Source organism: Saccharopolyspora sp. NFXS83, from assembly GCF_026241095.1.
In the GTDB taxonomy this organism is placed as follows: domain Bacteria; phylum Actinomycetota; class Actinomycetes; order Mycobacteriales; family Pseudonocardiaceae; genus Saccharopolyspora_C.
Genome location: NZ_JAPFGB010000007.1, coordinates 291109 through 309914 on the forward strand (window position 1 = coordinate 291109; position 18806 = coordinate 309914).

21 protein-coding genes are annotated in these 18806 nt (G+C 71.0%); 11 read left to right on the forward strand and 10 right to left on the reverse strand.

Annotated features, from left to right (window positions below):
- The first annotated feature begins 330 nt into the window (after window positions 1–330).
- The 6 genes from OOZ19_RS10820 to OOZ19_RS10845 all read left to right on the forward strand — a co-directional run bounded on the left by OOZ19_RS10820 (window position 331) and on the right by OOZ19_RS10845 (window position 5638).
- On the forward strand, window positions 331–1692 hold the full coding sequence (locus OOZ19_RS10820; RefSeq protein WP_266089932.1) for an ATP-binding protein: 1362 nt from the start codon (window positions 331–333) through the stop codon (window positions 1690–1692).
- Window positions 1689–2114, forward strand: a complete 426-nt coding sequence (locus OOZ19_RS10825; RefSeq protein WP_266089933.1) for a roadblock/LC7 domain-containing protein — start codon at window positions 1689–1691, stop codon at window positions 2112–2114. Before OOZ19_RS10820 ends, OOZ19_RS10825 begins: the two co-directional genes overlap by 4 nt.
- Window positions 2111–2479, forward strand: a complete 369-nt coding sequence (locus tag OOZ19_RS10830; protein WP_266089934.1) for a DUF742 domain-containing protein — start codon at window positions 2111–2113, stop codon at window positions 2477–2479. Before OOZ19_RS10825 ends, OOZ19_RS10830 begins: the two co-directional genes overlap by 4 nt.
- Window positions 2448–3080 carry a GTP-binding protein gene (locus OOZ19_RS10835; protein ID WP_266089935.1) on the forward strand — a complete coding sequence of 211 codons (633 nt, stop codon included), beginning with the start codon at window positions 2448–2450 and terminating at the stop codon, window positions 3078–3080. The genes OOZ19_RS10830 and OOZ19_RS10835 overlap by 32 nt, the downstream gene beginning before the upstream one ends.
- A 96-nt stretch (window positions 3081–3176) precedes the next feature.
- Window positions 3177–4433: a cytochrome P450 family protein gene (locus tag OOZ19_RS10840; RefSeq protein WP_266089936.1), complete on the forward strand. Its 1257-nt coding sequence runs from the start codon at window positions 3177–3179 to the stop codon at window positions 4431–4433.
- Window positions 4409–5638: a cytochrome P450 family protein gene (locus OOZ19_RS10845; protein WP_266089937.1), complete on the forward strand. Its 1230-nt coding sequence runs from the start codon at window positions 4409–4411 to the stop codon at window positions 5636–5638. The genes OOZ19_RS10840 and OOZ19_RS10845 overlap by 25 nt, the downstream gene beginning before the upstream one ends.
- 58 nt (window positions 5639–5696) lie before the next feature.
- Here OOZ19_RS10845 and OOZ19_RS10850 read toward each other — a convergent pair whose 3' ends face one another.
- Window positions 5697–5900, reverse strand: a complete 204-nt coding sequence (locus tag OOZ19_RS10850; protein WP_266089938.1) for a hypothetical protein — start codon at window positions 5898–5900, stop codon at window positions 5697–5699.
- 317 nt (window positions 5901–6217) lie between these two features.
- Between OOZ19_RS10850 and OOZ19_RS10855 the strand changes: the two genes are divergently transcribed.
- Window positions 6218–6385: a hypothetical protein gene (locus OOZ19_RS10855; RefSeq protein ID WP_266089939.1), complete on the forward strand. Its 168-nt coding sequence runs from the start codon at window positions 6218–6220 to the stop codon at window positions 6383–6385.
- Window positions 6386–6572: 187 nt separating this feature from the next.
- Window positions 6573–7049, forward strand: coding sequence for a SixA phosphatase family protein (locus OOZ19_RS10860; RefSeq protein ID WP_266089940.1), 477 nt, complete (start codon window positions 6573–6575; stop codon window positions 7047–7049).
- 136 nt (window positions 7050–7185) lie between these two features.
- Here OOZ19_RS10860 and OOZ19_RS10865 read toward each other — a convergent pair whose 3' ends face one another.
- On the reverse strand, window positions 7186–8163 hold the full coding sequence (locus OOZ19_RS10865) for a zinc-dependent alcohol dehydrogenase family protein (RefSeq protein WP_266089942.1): 978 nt from the start codon (window positions 8161–8163) through the stop codon (window positions 7186–7188).
- A gap of 95 nt (window positions 8164–8258) precedes the next feature.
- Between OOZ19_RS10865 and OOZ19_RS10870 the strand changes: the two genes are divergently transcribed.
- Window positions 8259–9209: an AraC family transcriptional regulator gene (locus OOZ19_RS10870; protein ID WP_266089943.1), complete on the forward strand. Its 951-nt coding sequence runs from the start codon at window positions 8259–8261 to the stop codon at window positions 9207–9209.
- Window positions 9210–9322: 113 nt separating this feature from the next.
- Here the strand turns inward: OOZ19_RS10870 and OOZ19_RS10875 are convergent, their stop codons facing one another.
- Entirely contained in the window at window positions 9323–10645 is a 1323-nt protein-coding gene (locus OOZ19_RS10875) for an MFS transporter (protein WP_266089957.1), read from the reverse strand.
- Between the two features lie 268 nt (window positions 10646–10913).
- On the opposite strand from OOZ19_RS10875, the gene OOZ19_RS30145 reads away from it, so the two are divergent.
- Both OOZ19_RS30145 and OOZ19_RS10880 read left to right on the forward strand, forming a co-directional pair.
- Window positions 10914–10991: a putative leader peptide gene (locus OOZ19_RS30145; protein ID WP_416309417.1), complete on the forward strand. Its 78-nt coding sequence runs from the start codon at window positions 10914–10916 to the stop codon at window positions 10989–10991.
- Window positions 10992–11157: 166 nt separating this feature from the next.
- Window positions 11158–12483, forward strand: a complete 1326-nt coding sequence (locus tag OOZ19_RS10880; RefSeq protein ID WP_266089944.1) for an MFS transporter — start codon at window positions 11158–11160, stop codon at window positions 12481–12483.
- Between the two features lie 17 nt (window positions 12484–12500).
- Here the strand turns inward: OOZ19_RS10880 and OOZ19_RS10885 are convergent, their stop codons facing one another.
- The 7 genes from OOZ19_RS10885 to OOZ19_RS10910 all read right to left on the reverse strand — a co-directional run.
- On the reverse strand, window positions 12501–12716 hold the full coding sequence (locus OOZ19_RS10885) for a hypothetical protein (RefSeq protein WP_266089945.1): 216 nt from the start codon (window positions 12714–12716) through the stop codon (window positions 12501–12503).
- A gap of 136 nt (window positions 12717–12852) precedes the next feature.
- The gene (locus tag OOZ19_RS10890) at window positions 12853–13041 is read right to left on the reverse strand and encodes a DUF397 domain-containing protein (RefSeq protein WP_266089946.1); all 189 of its coding nucleotides are present in this window, start codon (window positions 13039–13041) and stop codon (window positions 12853–12855) included.
- A 9-nt stretch (window positions 13042–13050) separates the two neighbouring features.
- Window positions 13051–13929 (reverse strand): helix-turn-helix domain-containing protein, encoded by an 879-nt coding sequence (locus OOZ19_RS10895; protein WP_266089948.1) that lies wholly within the window; start codon window positions 13927–13929, stop codon window positions 13051–13053.
- Window positions 13930–14633: 704 nt separating this feature from the next.
- Window positions 14634–15800, reverse strand: coding sequence for an LLM class flavin-dependent oxidoreductase (locus OOZ19_RS10900; protein WP_266089949.1), 1167 nt, complete (start codon window positions 15798–15800; stop codon window positions 14634–14636).
- Window positions 15801–16074: 274 nt separating this feature from the next.
- A complete protein-coding gene (locus OOZ19_RS30150) occupies window positions 16075–16149 on the reverse strand; it encodes a putative leader peptide (protein ID WP_397545473.1) in 75 nt (24 codons plus the stop codon).
- A gap of 286 nt (window positions 16150–16435) precedes the next feature.
- Complete coding sequence (locus tag OOZ19_RS10905; RefSeq protein ID WP_266089950.1) at window positions 16436–18073, reverse strand: ABC-F family ATP-binding cassette domain-containing protein; 1638 nt, start codon at window positions 18071–18073, stop codon at window positions 16436–16438.
- A gap of 91 nt (window positions 18074–18164) precedes the next feature.
- The coding region (locus tag OOZ19_RS10910; RefSeq protein WP_266089951.1) for a hypothetical protein at window positions 18165–18806 on the reverse strand (642 nt) is incomplete at its 5' end.

Consider the following 18806-nt stretch of genomic DNA (forward strand, 5'->3'; position numbering starts at 1 on the left):
TCCACCGCGTCGGATGCGCACGGGTGCCGGGGGCTCGTGACACCGGGGGTGCCGGTCTCGCCGACGACCGCGCTCCCGCCGGGCGCGGCTCCGCGCCGACGCCGCCCGGAGACGACAGGCGCGCATTTCGCGCAATACCCCCATCGGCCGCTCGGAGTATCACCTATCACAATTTTCCCCTCGTGCGAATCAAAATCGGCCAACTGTACGCAAAGTGATCAACATTCGCTACGGTGGCCCGCGTGCGCCGTGGCGCTGCGTGCGGCAGTGCCACGTGCCGGCTGGTACGGCCGAGGACCCGCGCACTGGCGCGGGATGGGTGAGGACGCGATGCAACAAACGACAGGGTGGATACTCGGCGGCCTGGTGATCCTGGTGGTGCTGCTCGGGGCCGCGGTGGCGTTGTTGAGCGCTCGGTTGCGCCAACAGCACAAGGAGATCGAGCAGTGGTCGCTGGCCGCCCTCGAACCACCCGCCCCGCCCGAGCCGGTGCAGCCCGAGCCGGTGCAGCCGCAGCACCCCCCGGAACCAGCGCCCGCTGCGGTGCTGGACGCGCCGCTCACCGTCGAGCCGGACGAGGCGTACCGGCGCGAGGTCGTGCAGGGAGCTCAGGAGGCGCTCGGCGGCACGATGCGCCGCATCCTGGCGTTGACGAACAACGCGGCGGGGCGGCTGCACGAGATGCAGCGCTCCCACGGTCCGGACGTCCTGGAGGACCTGCTTCCGATCGACCACCTGCTGGCGCAGGCCCAGCGGCGGGCGCAGCTGGTGACGGTGCTCTGCGGGTCCCCGCCCGGCCAGCAGCGCAGCCCGCAGCTGATGGCGCGGCTGGTGGGCGCCGCGCAGTCGCGCATCCACGACTACGAGCGGGTTCGGCTGTCCACTCGGGACACGACGACGGCGGTGCTGGGCCGGGTCGTGGAGCCGCTGAGCGCGGCGCTGGCCGAGCTGCTGGACAACGCGACCCGCTCGTCGCCGCCCACCGCCCCGGTGGACGTGATGATCACCGCCGAGTACCACGGGGTGTCGCTGGAGATCCACGACGGCGGCGTGGGCATGCCGCCGGACGCGTTGAACCAGGCGAACGCCGTGCTGTCGCGCGGCGCCACCGAGATCGAGCTGACCGAGCTGGGCAACCCGCCGCGCACCGGACTGGCCGGGTGCAGCGTGCTGGCCGCGAGCTACGGCTTCGCGGTGCGGCTGGACGCGGCCTCCAGCCGGGGCGGGCTGCGCGCGGTGCTGCTGGTCCCGCACGGCCTGCTGACCACGCTGAACCCGCAGCCCGCCCCCGGCGCCACCGCGCCCTCGGCTCCGGAACCCTCCGTCGTCGAGCCCGCCGAGCCCGTGGCGTTCGGCGACCCCGTCACCGAACCGGCCGAGCCCGCACCGCGCCACCGTCAGCCCGAACCGGCCGAGCCCGCCACCACCGCGTCCGGCCTGCCCAAGCGCCCGCGCCGCACCATGACCCGCTCCGGCGACCTGTCCGCACCCGACGGCGCAGCCCCGGTGCAGGCCATCGCCGACGGCGCGCAGCGGCGCACGGCGGACGCTTCGCAGAGCCTGCGCGGCCTGCAGCGCGCGACGGGCGCCAACTCGGCCGCCGAATTCTCCGCCGCCGCGCGGGCGTCGTCCGATTCCGAGCAGCCGGACGCGGCGGACAGCTCCACTTCCAGAAGGGATGCAGACGCATGACCGAGACGGCCCCGACGGCGCCGAAGCCCGACCGGAGCTGGGTGCTCGACGACCTCGTCGAGCACTCCGGGATCCGGGCGGCGATCGCGGTGTCCGGTGACGGGATGCTCCTGGTCAAGAACAACGGACTCGACCAGGCCGATGCCGAGCGCTGGGCAGCGGTCAGCTCGCCGCTGCAGGCCTGCGCCCGGCACGGGATGGAACCGCTGGGCTACCCCACCGGCGGTTTCGAGCAGGTGCTGGTGCAGCACGCGCAGGGGTACCAGCTGCTGCAACCGTTCGGTGAGGAGTCGTACCTGGTCCTGGTGACCGACGCCGACGCCGATCTGGGCGTGGCGTCGACGGAAATGCAGGTGACGGCCAAGCGCCTCGGGCAAGAGATGGGCACGGCTGCGCGCACCGCCGCCAGGCGGCCGACGTGAGCCCCGGCCCGCATCGGCGGGAGTCGGACCTGGTGCGTTCGTACGTGCTCACCCGGGGGCGCGCCCGGGCGCAGCACCAGATGGAGCCCGCGGCGCTGGTGCGGGCGGCGGCGCACGGCACGATGTCGGAGCTCGATCCGGATCGCCGCCGGATCGTGCAGGTGGCCCAGGGCGGTGCGCTGGCGGTCGCCGAGCTCGCGGCGCACGCCGGGCTGCCGCTGACGGTCACGCTGGTCGTGGTGTCCGACCTGATCGATGAGGGCTACCTGGTTCCGGCCTCGGCGGAGCGCCCGTCGGCGGCCCCCAGCCCTGACCTGCTGCAGGAGGTGCTCAATGGACTCCGCCGCCTGGACACCTCCGCCTGAGTCGGCCTACGTGGCCCCGACGGTGCGGCGGTCGGCGAAGATCTTGATCGTCGGCCCGGCCGGGGTCGGCAAGACCACGTTCGTCGACACCATGTCGGAGATCGTCCCGCTGCACACCGAGGAGTCGCTGACCTCGGCCAGCGAGGGCGTCGACGACCTGCGCCACACGCCCGCGAAGTCGACGACGACGGTGGCGCTGGACTTCGGGCGCCGCACGCTCAACGACCAGCTGGTGCTCTACCTGTTCGGCACGCCCGGCCAGCAGCGGTTCGCGTACCTGTGGCGGACGTTGGCGAACAACTCGCTGGGCGCGCTGGTGCTGGCCGACACGCGGCGGCTGGCGGATTCGTTCGAGGTGATGGACCGCGTCGAGGAGCTCGGGGTGCCGTACGCGATCGCGGTGAACGCGTTCGACGACGCGCCGCGGCACTCGGTGGCGGAGCTGCGGGAAGCGCTCGATCCGGACCCGGCCACGCCCGTCGCCGTCTGCGACGCCAGGGACGAGGCGTCCTGCGCGCGGGTCTTGATCGAACTCGTCGAGCACGTAGTGGCCGCGTCGTCGACGGGCAGGCACGCGGCGGATCCGACGGTGCGGTTGTGACGGGCGCCGCGCGCGCCGCGCCGGTGCACCCGTTCGGCCGCGCACTCGCCCGCGTCGCGATCCTCTCCTCCACCCAGTCCTGAGCACGGAGCCACCATGACCGCCCTTTCCCCTGGCCACCCCCAGCAGCAGGCCCGCATCCCGCTCTACGGCGACGAGTTCACCGCCCACCCGGAGGAGGTGTACTCGCAGCTGCGCGCGCGGGGCCCGATCGTGCCGGTGCTGCTGGCGCCGGACGTGCCCGCGATGCTCGTCGTGGACTACGACACGGCGTTGCAGGTGCTGCGCAGCCCGCACGTGTTCGTGAAGGACTCGCGCCGGTGGCAGGACACCGCTCCTCCGGACACCCCGGTGCTGCCGATGATGTCGTGGCGGCCGAACACGCTCTACGCCGACGGGGAGCGGCACGCGCGGCTGCGCCCGCCGGTGGAGAACAGCCTCTCCGCCGTGAAACCGGCCCAGCTGCGGCGATTCGTGCAGTCCAGCGCGATCAACCTGATCCAGGGATTCACCGGCCGCGGCCACGCGGACCTGCTCGGCGAGTACGCGGCGCAGCTGCCGCTGCTGGTGCTGCAGCAGATGTTCGGCTGCCCCGCGGAGATCGCCCAGGACATGGTCGCCGCGATCGCCGCGTTGTGGGACGGCACCGATCCGCAGCTGGCGAACCGGTACTTGGAGACGAGCGTCGCCGACCTCGTCCACTACAAGCGCGCCAACCCCGGCGACGACGTCACGACCCGGATGATCGAGCACCCGCACGGGCTCGACGACGACGAGCTGGTGCACCAGCTGATCATCACGATGGGCGCGGGCGCCGAGCCGCTGGGCAACTGGATCGCGAACGCGCTGTACCTGCTGCTGACCGAGCACCGGGTGGCGGACGCGGTGGCCACCGGCAGCGTCGCGCTGGACGAGGCGCTCGACGACGTGCTGTGGCGGTTCACGCCGCTGACGAACTACGCGATCACGTACCCGCGGCACGCGCTGCACCTCGGGCAGGTCGCGCTGGCCGCGGACGAGCCGGTGGTGATCTCGATGGCGGCGATCAACACCGACCCGGCGTTGCACCCGGCAGGCCAGGTGCCCGCGGGCAACCGGGCGCACCTCGCGTTCAGCGCCGGCGCGCACACCTGCCCGGCGAGCAGGCCCGCGCGCTTGATCGCGACCGTGGCGTTGGAAACGCTTTTGGACTACGTTCCCGAGGTCGAGCTGGATGATCAGCAACCGCTGCAGTGGCGGCCGGGGCCCTTCCACCGGGCGCTGACGGCCCTCCCGGTGCGCTTCCCAGCAGTGACCACTCTCGCCGAACCCGCCGCAGGAGGATCCGAATGCCCCCATCACAGTGCCCGGTAGCCGCTCTCGACCCGGCCGGTGCCGACGTGCACGGGGAGGCCGATCGGCTGCGCGCGCACGGCGCTGCGGCCCTGGTGACGCTGCCCGGCGACATCCCGGCGTGGGTGATCACGGATCACGGTGAGCTGCGCGGCCTGCTGGCGGATCCGCGGGTGTCGAAGGATCCCCGGCAGCACTGGCCCGCGTGGATCAACGGTGAGGTGCCGGGCGACTGGCCGCTGATCTCCTGGGTGGGCGTGGACAACATGTTCACCGCGTTCGGGTCGGAGCACACGCGGCTGCGCGGCCTGGTGGCGAAGGCGTTCACCCCGCGCCGGGTGGAGGCGTTGCGCCCGCGCATCGAGCAGATCACCGCGGAGCTGCTCGACGAGCTGGCGGCCGAACGCGGTGGCGAACCGGTGGATCTGCGGTCGGCGTTCACGTATCCGCTGCCGATCGCGGTGATCACCGACCTGTTCGGGGTGCCCGCGGAGCTTCGCGGAACGCTGCGCCACATCGTCGACGAGGTGTTCCGCACCTCGGCCACCCCGGAGGAGACGGCGGCGACGGCGGCGCAGATGGGGCAGTTCCTCGCCGACCTGATCGAGTCGAAGCGCCGCAACCCCGGCGACGACCTCACCAGCGGCCTGCTCGCGGCCCGCGACGACGAGGAGAACCGGCTCAGCGAACGGGAGCTCGCCGACACGCTGATCCTCATGATCGGCGCCGGGCACGAGACGACGGTGAACCTGCTGGGCCAGGCGGTCGTGGCGCTCACGACGCACCCCCGGCAGCGGGCCGCGTTGCGCGCGGGCGACCTGAGCTGGGACGACGTCGTAGAGGAGACGTTGCGCTGGCAGCCGGCGCTGGCGAACGTGCCGCTGCGGTTCGCCACCACCGAGATCAAGCTCGCCGACGGCACGGTCATCGCCGAGGGCGACGCGATCCTCGCCTCGTACGCGGCGGCGAACCGCGACCCGGGCCACTACGACGAGCCGGACGTGTTCGACGCGGGCCGCGGCGCGCGGGATCACCTGGCGTTCGGCTTCGGCCCGCACTTCTGCCTGGGCGCGGCGCTGGCCAGGCTGGAGGCGCACATCGCGCTGCCCGCGCTGTTCGCCCGCTTCCCGGAGCTGGAGCTGGCGGTGTCCGATGGGGAGCTGGAGTCCTCGGAGTCGTTCATCTCCAACGGCCCGCAGCGGCTGCCGGTGCGGCTCGCGGGCTGACCTCGCCGGGCCGGACTCTCCGCGCGCTCGGCACGAGTTGGCGGGAGGTCCGGCCCGATCACCGCGGCGGGGGCGGTCCGAACGCGCGGCGAACCGCTTCGGCGAGGAACCGTCGGCGCTGCTCCTGCTCGGATTCGGGATCGTCGGCGGTGGCGGCGTAGAACAGGCTCGCCGGTGACCAGGCGAGCGCCGTCGTGGTGACTTGTTCAACGCTCCTGGAGCACCAGGTGCGGCCGATCGACCGGGTGGCGGTCGTCGGCATCGGCGGCCTGGGACACCTGGCCGTCCAGTTCCTGGCGAAGTGGGGGTGCGCGGTCACCGCCATCTCGACGACCCCGGTCAAGGAGCAGGACGCCCGCCGGTTCGGCGCGACGGACCTCATCGCCACCGGTGAGGAAGGCGCGCTGCGGGAGGCCGCGAACTCGTTCCACTTCGTGCTCTCGACCGTCTCGGCGGACCTGCCGTGGGACGGACTACCTCGGCATCCTGCGACCGCGAGGCACGTTGTGCGTCGTCGGAATCCCGAGCGGAACGATCACCGCCACCGCCATGAGCCTGCTCCCGGAGGAGAAGAGGATCGTGGGCGGCGTGACCGCCTCGCCGACGCGGAACCGGCAGATGCTCGAATTCGTCGCCCGTCACGGCATCTCGGCCGCCGTCGAGACGTTCCCCGTCGCCGACGTCGAACATGCGCTCGACCGCGTCCGCCGAGGCGCCGCGCGCTACCGCGTGGTCCTCGAACTCTGAGCCCGCGAGCGACGACGGCGACGAGCCCGCTGCCCCGGCCGGCGCCGATCCGCCCCTGAGCCGGTACGACTTCGGTCCGCCCATTCGGGACGTTCCGACCGGTCCTGCACCGAGCAAGATCAAAGATTCGCGCCGAACCGAGTTTCGACCACTACCCTGGACGGCACGACGATGAGGAACGGTGGCGATGACACGCACTCTGGTGGTGTGCAGGCACGCGAAGTCGGCGTGGCCGGACGACGTCGACGACTTCGAGCGCCCGCTCACCGAACGTGGCGAACGGGACGCGCCGGAAGCGGGGAGGTGGCTGGCCGAGCGGGTGCCGGACATCGGTTTCGCGCTCTGCTCCCCCGCGAAGCGGGCGCGCCGCACGTGGCAGCTGATCGCGGACGTGACGGGCAAGGCCGAGACCCGGCACGACAAGCGCCTCTACGGCGCCACCGCCGGTGAGCTGATCGCGGTGCTCAACGAGCTCCCCGACGAGGCGGAGACCGCGCTGCTCGTGGGCCACAACCCCGGCCTGGAGGACTTGGTCGCGGTCCTCACCGGCGCACCCCACGAGCTCAAGACGGCGGAGATCGCGGTGCTCAGCGGCACCGGCTCGTGGACCCAGGTCGAGCCCGGCTGGGCGACCCTGCGCGAGACCGCCACGCCACGGGGCTGATCACCGCCGCGCACGGACTTCGCCGCTGACGAGGCGGCGACCACGGGGCTCATGCCGAAGCGCCGCCGGGAACGAGCGGGCCGTGCCAGGCGGGTTCCGCCCGCCAGGCACGGTCCGCGCTCGCGGAGCCGCCGGTTCAGCCGGCAATGACCACCTTGCCCAGCCTCGCCCCGTTCGCGAAGTGGGAGAACGCCTCCGGCGACTCGTCGAACGGGAAGATCCGGTCGATCACGGGTCGCAGGCGGTGCTGGTGGACGACCCGGTTCATCCGCTCGAAGTCGCTCCGGCTGCCGACGGTGATCGCGCGGAGCGTGGCGCCGCGGTTCAAGAACCGCGTCAGGTCCATGCCGCCGCCCGATCCGAGGTTGCCGACGAGGGAGATCGTTCCGCCGTGGGCGAGGGCGGCGATCGACCCGGCGATCGACCCCGCCCCGCCGATGTCCACGACGCGATCAACGCCGCCGGTGAGTTCCCGCACCCGGTCGCCCCACTCGGGCGTGCTGGCGCGGTCGACGACTTCCGACGCCCCGAGTTCCCGCAGGCGGCGACCCTTCTCCGCGCTGGAGGTGGTGACGAGCACCCGCGCACCGGCCAGGCGGGCGAACTGCAGCGCGAACACGGACACCCCGCCCGATCCCTGCAGGAGCACGGTGTCGCCGGGGCCGACTCCGGACAGCGCCGACCACGCGGTGAGCGCGGCGCACGGCAGCGTGGCCGCCTCCTCGAACGACAGGTGCTCCGGCACCGCGACGACGCTCTGCTCGCCGACGGCGATGTGCTCGGTGAGCCAGCCGTCGCGCTGCACCCCGTACAGCTCATCCCACGAGTGCAGCGCGCCGTAGACGCGGTTCGGGTGGAAGGTGCTCAGGACGCGATCCCCCACCTGGAACCGGGAAACCCCGGCCCCGACGGCCTCCACGGTGCCCGCGCCGTCGGAGAGCGGTATCCGCCCCGGCGGCACCGCGACCGGGTACCGGCCCTCGACGATGGGCAGGTCGCGGGCGTTGAGCGAGCGGGCCCGCACCCGCACCAGCACTTCACCGGCCGCCGGAACCGGCACCGGTCGCTGAGCGGGAACGACCGGGCCGTCACCGCGCACTTCGAATGTCCGCATGTTCGTAGCTCTCACCCCTCGACCGTAGGCAGAACGGGCTGGACGAGTTGTATCCTGCGGTCCACGATTCGGTGCAGATCGTCCAGAGGAGCGCGGTGGACCCGGTCAACGACCTCCTCGCCACGATGAAGATCGAGAGCTCGCGGTACGTGCGGATCACCGCCCGCGCGCCGTGGGGGATCTCGTTCCCGGCCCGCCACCTCGCGCGGCTGCTGCTGGTCTCCAGCGGATCGTGCTGGCTCACCTCCACCGAGCTGGGCGAACCGCAGCACTTGGTCGCGAACGACTGCTTCCTGGTCCGGGCCGGTGTGGAGTTCGCGTTGCAGGACGAGCTGGGCCGCGCGCTCGTCGACTGCGACGGCATGACCGTGCACGACCCCGGCGGCACGGCCGAAGCGGGCGGCGACGGGGCGCCGACCGAAATCGTCTCCAGCCGGTTCACCTTCGACGCCGTCGCCGCGGACGCCCTGTTCTCGCTGCTGCCGCCGTTGTTCCGGCTGAGCCTGGACACCGACCCCGGCCGACTGCTGCGCGCGACGTTCGAACTCGTCGCGCAGGAGTCCGCGGCCGACGAGCTGGGGGCTGGCTTCGTGACGAGCCGCCTCTCCGACGTGCTGTTCGTCCAGGCGTTGCGCGCCTACTGCGCGGACGTGGGCGGCGGCACCATCGGCTGGGTCGCCGCGCTCCGGGATCCGCGGCTGGCCACCGCGATGCGGGAGCTGCACGCGGACTTGGCGCACCCGTGGACGGTCGACGTGCTGGCCCGCGAGGCGGGGATGTCGCGTTCGGCGTTCGCCGCCCTGTTCAAGGAGAAGACGGGCGACACACCGCTGGACTACCTCACGTCGTGGCGCATGTACCGGGCGAAGACGCTGCTGCGGGAGACCTCGTTGAGCGTGCAGGAGATCGCCGTCCGGGTCGGCTACAACACCAGCACGGCCCTGAGCCGCACCTTCCTGCGCCGGGAAGGCGTCGCTCCCGGCGCCTGGCGGAAGTCGGCCGACGCCGACGCCCGGCGCTCCGCGGTGAACCGCGGCGGTGGCTGAACGGCCACCGCCGCGATCGAGGTGTTCGGCGGCCACCGCGGAAATCGATCCGCGGCGAGGGAGCCGCCGAGGTTCAGTCACCCGGCCCGCTACGCGGGTCATGCTGAACGGACCTACGCGACCGGAGCAGGCTCGGACTCGGCGAGGTCCCAGCGCCTCCGGCGCACCAGCACCGGGACAGGGTCGCCGCGGTCCTGCGCGGTGAGCACGGCCGCGCGGGTGCGGCGCCACCACACGGCGGTGCGGAACGCGCTCAGCAGCAGGAACGCCACGAGCGCCAGCAGCGCCACGCGGTAGCCGCCCACCAGTTCCAGCACCAGGCCCACGGACAGCACGCTCAGCGCGGTGGCGCTGTGCCCGCCGACGTTGGCGATGCCGGTGGCGGTGCCGACCTGGCTGATGGGGTTGTAGTCGCGCACCAGGGCGAACGCGATGCTGGAGACGGGACCGCCCATCGCGAACACGAGGAACGCCGCGCACACCACGGCCAGCGGTGGCCGCGCGAAGCTCAGCAGCACCAGCCACGCCAGCCCGTTGCCGGTCAGGTAGCCCAGCACGATCGGCATCCGGCACGCCGGGAACCGCCCGATGAGCGCGCCGATCAGCGGCCCGCCCGCGACCTGCCCGATGATCAGGAGGCTGAGCACGACGCTCGCGGTCGCCGGGGGCACGCCGACGCCTTCGACGAGGTACGGGTAGCCCCACAGCAGGCTCAGCGCGTTGGGCACGAACATCGTGCCGAAGTGCGCCCAGAACGCCAGCCGCGTGCCGGGGATGGCCCAGGCCGAGCGCACCTTCCGCAGGATCTCGCCCGCGTCCTCCCCGCGCGAGGTGGTGCCGGGAACGTCGCGGACCACACCGGCGGTCACCGCCGCGTAGGCCGCGGTGATCCCGCCGACCAGCAGGAACGTCCAGGTCCAGCCGAGCGCGCCGAGCAGCGCGGTCAGCGGGAACGTCGCGGCCACCCCGCCGAGCGCGCCCAGCGCTGCGGAGAGGGTGGCGACCAGCGCGTACTGGCGCGCGGAGAACCGAGTCGCGACCAGCCGCAGGATGCTCACCCAGGTCAGCGCGTCTCCGACGCCGAGCACGCCGCGCGCCAGCAGCCCCATCGGGTAGGACGTGGCGAGCGCGAACAGCAACTGCCCGCAGCCCAGCAGCAGCACGGCCGCGGTGAGGACGCGCCGCGAGCCGAAGCGGTCCACCAGCAGCCCGGTGGGGATCTGCATGGCGGCGTAGACGCCGACCTGCAGCACGGTGAACGCGCTCAGCGCGGCGGGCCCGACCTCGAAGCGCTCGATGGCGAGCGGGCCCGCGACGCCGAGCGTGCCCCGGTGGAACACGGCCGCGAGGTAGGTGATGACGGCGACGCCCCAGATCAGCCACGCCTGGCGGGCGGAGCTGGACGGCGGGCCGAGGTCGGCCGAGGTGGCGGCGATTCGGGTGACCGGTGGCGCAGCGCCGCCACTCTGATCACGATTGTCCGTTTCCCGACTCTCCGGTCGGTCGGCAGCCACGTCGAACCCCTTCCCCGCGTTCTTGTTCCACACCCATCGTCGCGCAACCGGCGCGGGAAGTTACCGCCGCACGACGTGCAATCCGCCACAGTGAACGTCCATTGTGGACATATCATCGGATCGGAGGCCCGCACGTGGTGGCCGACACGGAGTTGTTGACAGCGACCGGCGGCGTTCCTAACGTCGGCGCGTGCGAACGGTTCTGCTCACGACGCGTCACCACGTGGATCTGCTGCGGGTGACGTCGGCGAGCTGTCCCCGCTCCTGACCTTCCCCGCACCCGCCGCGCCGACTCCACCGGACCGATCGGCGCGGGCCGGTCGCGCGCCGGCGGAGCTCATCGCGAACGCACGTTCCCCTCGCGACTCCGCGCGCCGACGGGTGCCGTTCGCGCCGCGCGCAGCGCGGTTCCGCCGCAGCCAGGAGCCCGACGCATGAGCACCGCCACGACCGAACCGACCGAGCACGGCTCGCCGGAGAAGAACGTCCGCACCGTCATCACGTCGAGCCTGATCGGCACGACGGTCGAGTGGTACGACTTCTTCCTCTACAGCACCGCCGCCAGCCTGGTGTTCGACAAGCTGTTCTTCCCCACCGCCGATCCGACGGTCGGCACGATGCTGGCGTTCACCACGTTCTTCGTCGGTTTCGTCGCCCGCCCGCTGGGCGGGATCCTGTTCGGGCACATCGGCGACCGGATCGGCCGCAAGCGCACCCTGGTCACCACCATGATCGTGATGGGGCTGGCGACGGCCGCGATGGGCGCGCTGCCCACCTACGAGCAGGTCGGCATGTGGGCTCCGCTGCTGCTGGTGCTGCTGCGGCTGTTCCAGGGCCTGGCGATCGGCGGCGAGTGGGCCGGGGCCGTGCTGATGGCGGTCGAGTACGCGCCACCCGGCAAGCGCTCGCTGTACGGCTCGTGGCCGCAGGTCGGGCTCGCGCTCGGGCTCGGCCTGGGCACCGGGCTGTTCGCGCTGCTGGGCAACGTGCTCGACGACGAGCAGTTCCTCGGCTACGGCTGGCGGATCGCGTTCGGACTGAGCCTGGTGCTGGTGCTCGTCGGCCTGGTGATCCGGCTGCGCGTCGCGGAAACCCCGGCGTTCCAGCAGATGCGGGCGCTGCAGGGCACCGCCCGAATCCCGTTCCTGGAACTGTTCCGGGACCGCGTGAACCGCCGCAACACCCTGCTCGGACTGCTGTCGCGCTGGTCGGAGGGCGCCGCTTTCAACACGTGGGCCGTGTTCTTCCTGACCTACGCGACCGGCACGCTCGGCCTGCCACGCAACGACGTGCTGGTCGGTGTGATGGCGGCGGCGCTCGTGCTGGCGGTGCTGATCCCCGTCGTGGGGCGGCTCGGCGATCGGCATTCGCCGCGCAAGCTGTACGCGCTGGGCTCGGCGCTGTTCGCGCTGTCGGTGTACCCGGCGTTCCTCGCGTTCCAGACGCGGAGCCCGCTGCTGACCGGAGTGGTCGTCGTGCTGGTGCTCGGCGTGGTCCACTCGGTGATCTACGCGCCGCAGGGCACCCTGTACGCGCAGCTCTCGCCGGTGCGGCTGCGCTACACGGGGATGTCGTTCATCTACCAGTTCTCCGGCATCTACGCGTCCGGCCTGACACCGCTGATCGTGACCGCGCTGCTCGCCGCCGGCGGCGGCACCCCGTGGCTGGCCTGCGGCTACCTGGTGCTCACCGGTGTCATCGGCACGGTCGCGAGCCTGCTCATCCACGGCGAAGACCTCCACTTCGACACCACTCGGTGACGCGGTGTTCAGCCTGGTCAGCGGTTAGCGCGGATCCAACGGCGGGCGCGGAGCTTGACGTCCTCGCCGCTGACCCAGGCGGCGGAGACCGGAATGCGGGCGACCAGGCCGTGATCGTGGTGCTCGAAGGTGCGATCACCGTTGAGCACCGCGATGTGGCCGTCCTTGCGCCCCCAGCGGAACGTGAGGTCGTGCGCCTCCTCGTAGTGCCACACACACGGCAACGTCGCCATGCCGCCGCCTCCCCACTCACCAATGGTAACCATCCGTCACTATTGATCACGTAGAGTACAGCTAGGATTTACCGTGCTACACGCGGCTCGGCCCTCGGCTCAACAGCCGAGGGCCGAGCGAACTACGCGCACACGATCACTGGAAGCGGCCGGACTTGATCGCACCCACGAACCGGCCGAACGCGGCAGTGGATAAGCTCAAGACCGGCGAGCACTCCCCCAGCTTGGAATCCCTGATCAGCGCAGCACCGCGCACCCCCGCGGTCTGCACGCATTGGCCGCCCTGCGTCGAACGCGACGACTTTTTCCAGTTGCACTCGGACACCCGCGCCTCCTACTGGCCATTCGAATAGATCGAGGCGAGTGTAGCGAGACGAGCTCTCGTATCGTCAACGGACAATGCAAGGTTCTGCAATACAGAGAAAACCCGGCCGAATTCTGCCGTCTCCGCAGGGTTGTCGACGATGTGCCCGCTCAGCGTGGTATCGACGAACACCACATCGGCGTGCTTCTCGAACCGGAGCAGCATGAATCCGCCTTGGAGCGCCGGATGACCACCAGCGTCCAACGGGATCACCTGCAACTTGACGTTCGGGCGATCAGACGCCCCGATCAGCGCGGTGATCTGGCCTGCCATCACGCCAGGGCCACCGATCACGCGATGGAACGCCTCCTCCGCGATGACCACGTTCAACAGCAGCGGCTGGTCTTCCGCGAGCCGATGCTGCCGCTGCGCCCGCGCCTCCACCCACTCTTCAACACTGTCCGCGTCGAGCGACATGCGCCCGGATTCATGAATGGCCCGCGCGTAATCCCGCGTTTGCAGCAATCCTGGAATCACATTGGTCTCGAAGTTGAAGCCTTCGATCGCATCAGCCTCGAACCCCACATAAGGCGTGAACCAGGTCGGCAGTTGATAAAGCGTCCACCAACCGCCCTTTCGACTGTCCGCGCGGAGCTCCTGAATCCGCTCGCGCGTCTCGTCGTCCACGCCGTAGAACGTGAGCAGCACGTCGAGATCGTTGCGGCCCGGCCGCGACCGAGCCGACTCCCAGTGTCCGATGCTGGACCGGTTGCGGCCGACGCGCCGGGCCGCGTCCTGCTGATCAAAGCCCGCCTTGATCCTCAGCTCGCGAAGGATCTGACTGAGCCGGAGCTGTCGAGCGCCCGCCATGCCACCAACCTCATGTCCACTCTTCCAGGGGATCGTCACTTGTAGCGGGTAAAAGTTACCGTGCTACAAGTTCACGTATGACAGCACAGAGTTTAAGCACCGCTACTGAGAGTGCGAGGAGGTGGGCATGGGTGGGCTGGCACTCATCCACCACGCCGGACGGCGTGGTCCACATGATCGAGCCCGGCACGAGGCGGAAGACGTTGTGCGGACTGGTGATCCGCAGACCTGCGACCCGCTGTGCGGCATCCTGCCCGGCCTGTGTCCGGGAGTCGCTGCACCGCTGCATCCGCTCGCGCTGCTCCGGATCATCCGCGAGACCGGTGCGCCGTGGGCCTGCGGACCCAGTGACGGACGATGGCATCGTCTCCAGCGGTCTCATCGAGGGCCGCTGCGCTGCGTCTGCGGTCACCTCGTACACGGCCCGGCGCACCTGCGCAGGGTCCGTCCGAACGCCGGGCACCTAGGGCGCGCGCTCTGCCCGTCCGCCGCGGGCGCACTGCCGACGTTCATCGCCTGATTCCGCGCTGAAGCGCGAAGAGCCCCGGCTCGCGGAACTCCCCGCCCCCTCCGAGCGAGCCGGGAATCGTCCGGCCCACGTACCCCGACACGGGCCGGGCGGCCGGTTCCCGCCGCTGCCGCGCCGATGCTGCCCCGGACGACGGCGCGCGGCGGCGGGATCTCCGGTCCGCACCCGGGCACACCCCGGGTGCGGACCGCGAAAACCGTTGCGGTGGCGGAAATCAGGACGCGGCGGCGGGCTCCGGGGAACCGGCGAACGGGATGCTCTGGCCCGTCGGCTGCTCCGGGTTGCCGGGGTGCCGCCACAGGCCCTTGCGCTCCAGGATCGGCAGCACGCCCTCGCCGAACCAGTACGCCTCCTCCAAGTGCGGGTGGCCGGAGAGCACGAACTCGTCCAAGCCCAGCGCGGCGTACTCCTCGATGCGCGCGGCGACCTCCTCGTGGCTGCCGACCAGCGCCGTCCCGGCACCACCGCGCACCAGGCCGACACCGGCCCACAGGTTCGGGTAGATCTCCAGGTCCGCCGTGGAACCGCCGTGCAGGTCCAGCATCCGGCGCTGGCCCTCGGATTCGCTGCGGTTCAGGCCGCTCTGCACCTGCTCGATCGTCTTCGGGTCGATGGCGTCCAGCAGCCGCCGCGCCTCGGCCCACGCCTGCTCCGAAGTGTCCCGGCTGATCACGTGCAGCCGGATGCCGAACCGCGGCGTGCGGCCCTGCCCGGCGGCCAGCGACTTGATCCACGCGATCTTCTCCGCGACCTTCGCGGGCGGCTCGCCCCACGTCAGGTACACGTCGGAGTGCTTCGCGGCCACGTTGCCGGCCGCGGGTGAAGAACCGCCGAAGTAGATGTCCGGCACCGGGTCCGGCGTGCGGGTCAGCTCCGCGCCCTCCACACGCACGTGGTCGCCGCTGAAGTCGACCCGCTCACCGCGCCACAACGCGCGCACCACGTGCAGGAACTCGTCGCACCGCGCGTAGCGGCCCTCCTTGTCGAGGAAATCGCCGTAGGCGCGCTGCTCGTGGCTCTCCCCGCCGGTGACCACGTTGAGCAGCAGCCGCTTGCCGGAGTGCCGCTGGAACGTCGCGGCCATCTGCGCGCCCAGCGTCGGCGACAGCAGGCCCGGCCGGAACGCGACGAGGAACTTCAACCGCTCCGTCGACTCCGCGAGCATCGCCGTGGACAGCCACGCGTCCTCGCACCACGCGCCCGTCGGCGTCAGGGCACCCTCGAAACCGAGCTGCTCGGCGCTGCGCGCGATCTGACCCAGGTACTGCAACGTCGCCGGGCGGGCCCCCGCCGCGGTCGAGGTCGCGACGCCGTGACCACCGCCGACGAGGTAGCGGCTGTCGCCGTAGGTGGGCAGGAACCAGTGGAACGTGAGCGACATCAGAGGTCTCCGAGGTGTCGGGCGGGAATGAGCGGGCAGTGGATTCGGGAGCTCGACGCGGCTTCACGAGCGATCCGGCGCCGCACGGCCTCGTGGGAAGATCATCGACCGGCTGCCGGGTCGAGCGATTCCGGTTGCGGGGCCGCGGTTTTCGAACCGCCCACCGAGTTCCGGGAATCGAGTCCTACGTCGAACGCGGTTGACCAGCGGCCATCTCGGGGCGGTCACGAAGCCAGGAGGTCACGGCACGAACCGGCCTCGGCGGAACCGAACGTCAGCGGCGACAGCCCTGCGCCGCGACGCGCACGAGATCCACGTGACGGCGTCGGGTCAGCAGCGGCAACAGCACCCGTCCATCCGAACAAAGCCCCCCACCACTGTCAATGTGACCTCTAGCGGGTATCGGCAATCGCTTGGCCCGTGGTCGGGCAGCGGAACCTCAGTTGCTTCCTCGCTGCGGGATCTTCTTCCCAAGTGGCTCCGCCACGAGGAAAAAGCTGTCCTCGCGAGGAAGCAACTGAAAACCCGCCGGTGGTCGGCTTCTCGACGTGGGCTATGCGCTTCGCGCATCCAGGCACGGCCTTCGGCCGCAAGGATTCGGCTTCGCCGTTGACAGGGCACTGGTCAAAGCCCGTTCAGGATTCGGTCACTCGGCCGTCGTCGACGTGCAGGCGGCGGGTGACGTGCACTGCGTCAAGCATCCGGCGGTCGTGGGTGACCAGCAGCAACGTTCCCTCGTACGAGGCGAGCGCCGACTCCAGCTGCTCGATCGCGGGCAGGTCCAGGTGGTTCGTCGGCTCGTCCAGCACCAGCAGGTTCACCCCGCGCGCCTGCAACAACGCCAACGCCGCCCGCGTGCGCTCACCGGGCGAGAGGGTGTCCGCCGGGCGCAGCACGTGCGCGGCGAGCAGGCCGAACTTCGCCAGCAGCGTGCGCACCTCCGCCGTCGGCCACTCCGGGACCTGCGCGCCGAACGCGTCCAGCAGCGCCTCCGCACCGAAGAACAACCCGCGCGCCTGGTCGACCTCGCCGACCACGACCCCGGATCCGAGCGAACCGCGCCCACCGTCCAGCTCCAGCCTGCCCAGCAGGGCCGCCAGCAACGTCGACTTGCCCGCGCCGTTCGCCCCGGTGATCGCGACCCGATCGGCGAAGTCGATCTGCAGGTCCACCGGCCCCAGCGTCATCGAATCCCGGTGCACGACCGCACCGTGCAACGTCGCCACCACCGAACCCGAGCGGGGCGCGGCGGCGATGCTCATCCGCAGCTCCCACTCCTTGCGCGGCTCCTCCACCACGTCGAGCCGCTCGATCAACCGCTCCGTCTGGCGGGCCTTCGACGCCTGCTTCTCGGTGGCCTCGCTGCGGAACTTGCGGCCCACCTTGTCGTTGTCAGTGGCCTTGCGGCGGGCGTTCTTCACGCCCTTCTCCATCCACGACCGCTGCGAACGCGCCCGCGCCTCCAGCGACGAGCGGGTGTCGGCGTACTCCTCGTACTCCTCGCGGGCGTGCCTGCGCGCGACCTCCCGCTCCTCCAGGTACGCGGCATAGCCGCCGCCGAACGACCGCACCTGCTGCTGGGCCAGATCCAGCTCGACGACTCGGGTCACGGTCCGGGCCAGGAACTCGCGGTCGTGGCTGACCAGCACGGTTCCGGCGCGCAGCTCCGAGACGAACCGCTCCAGCCGCTCCAAGCCGTCGAGGTCCAGGTCGTTGGTGGGTTCGTCGAGCAGGAACACGTCGTAGCGGCTCAGCAGCAGCGACGCCATGCCCGCCCGCGCCGCCTGCCCGCCGGACAGGCTCGTCATCGGCTGGTCGAGCGCGACCTCCAGACCCAGTTCCGCGACGACGCTCGCCGAGCGTTCCTCCAGGTCGGCGCCGCCCAGCGCGAGCCAGCGCTCCAACGCCGTGCCGTACTCGTCATCAGCGCCGGGACGTTCCTCGGTGAGCGCTTCCGTCGCCGTGTCCAGCTCCCGCTGCGCCGCCGCGACCCCGGTGCGCCGCTCCAAGAATCCCTGCACGGTCTCGCCGGGAATCCGATCCGGTTCCTGCGGCAGGTGCCCCACCGTCGCGGTCGGCGGACTCAACCGCACCGACCCTGCCTCGGCGGGCAGCAGACCGCCGAGCATCCGCAACAACGTCGACTTGCCCGCGCCGTTCACCCCGACCAGGCCCACCACATCACCAGGGGCGACGACCAGATCAAGACCGGAGAACAGGACCCGCTCACCGTGACCGGCGGCGAGCTCCTTCACGACAAGTGTGGCGCTCATAAGGGCTCTGATCCTAGTGCCCTGGTCAGCAGTGATCCTTCGGCGCCTGCGCTCATACCCAGCGGACCCATCCGGCGGTGGTCGCCCCTCGCTACAGCAGGGGCCGCTCGTACAGGCCTTCATCTGTCAGGCCGTAAAAGTGGAACTCCCCAGGCTCCTGCCTCAGGCGTGCTGCGAGGGCCTCGAGATGGTTATTACCAACACCGACGTATCTGATGCCGTTGGACCGCCGCACGCTTTCCGCCATGGCGGCCTCTCGCTGACCGCGGAAGGCTTGTTCCCGGCTAGCCAGGCTCCCCTGTCCGCCATTGCCGGGTGCGGCCCCCGCTGCACCTCGTTCAAGCAGTTCCCCGACGAGTGCCTTCACGTACGAACGCACCGGATCCTGGTACCGCTTTCCCTGGCGGCCGAGCAGGTGGTCCGCGAGGTTGGCATCCCCCGGCAATGCATCGATGAAGGAGTCGAGGTGGCGCGCGCTGTGCATCACCGCGTCCCAGGTGCTGGCGGGTTTGTCGCGCTTCTTCGCCAACTTCTCCCTGGCGGGCTTGGGCTCGGCGTGGTTCTGCACGTCCTTGCCGTAAGCCCAGGCGATTTTCAAGAAGCGCGACGAAATCTTCCCGAAGTAACTCTCTTCTTGACCTTCGGAGATTTCATTTACAACTCGTTTCAGAATGAGGTTGGTAGTTGGCGGTAGCAGATGAGGGCGCAGCCGAGTTGGAGGAGTCCGAGGTGG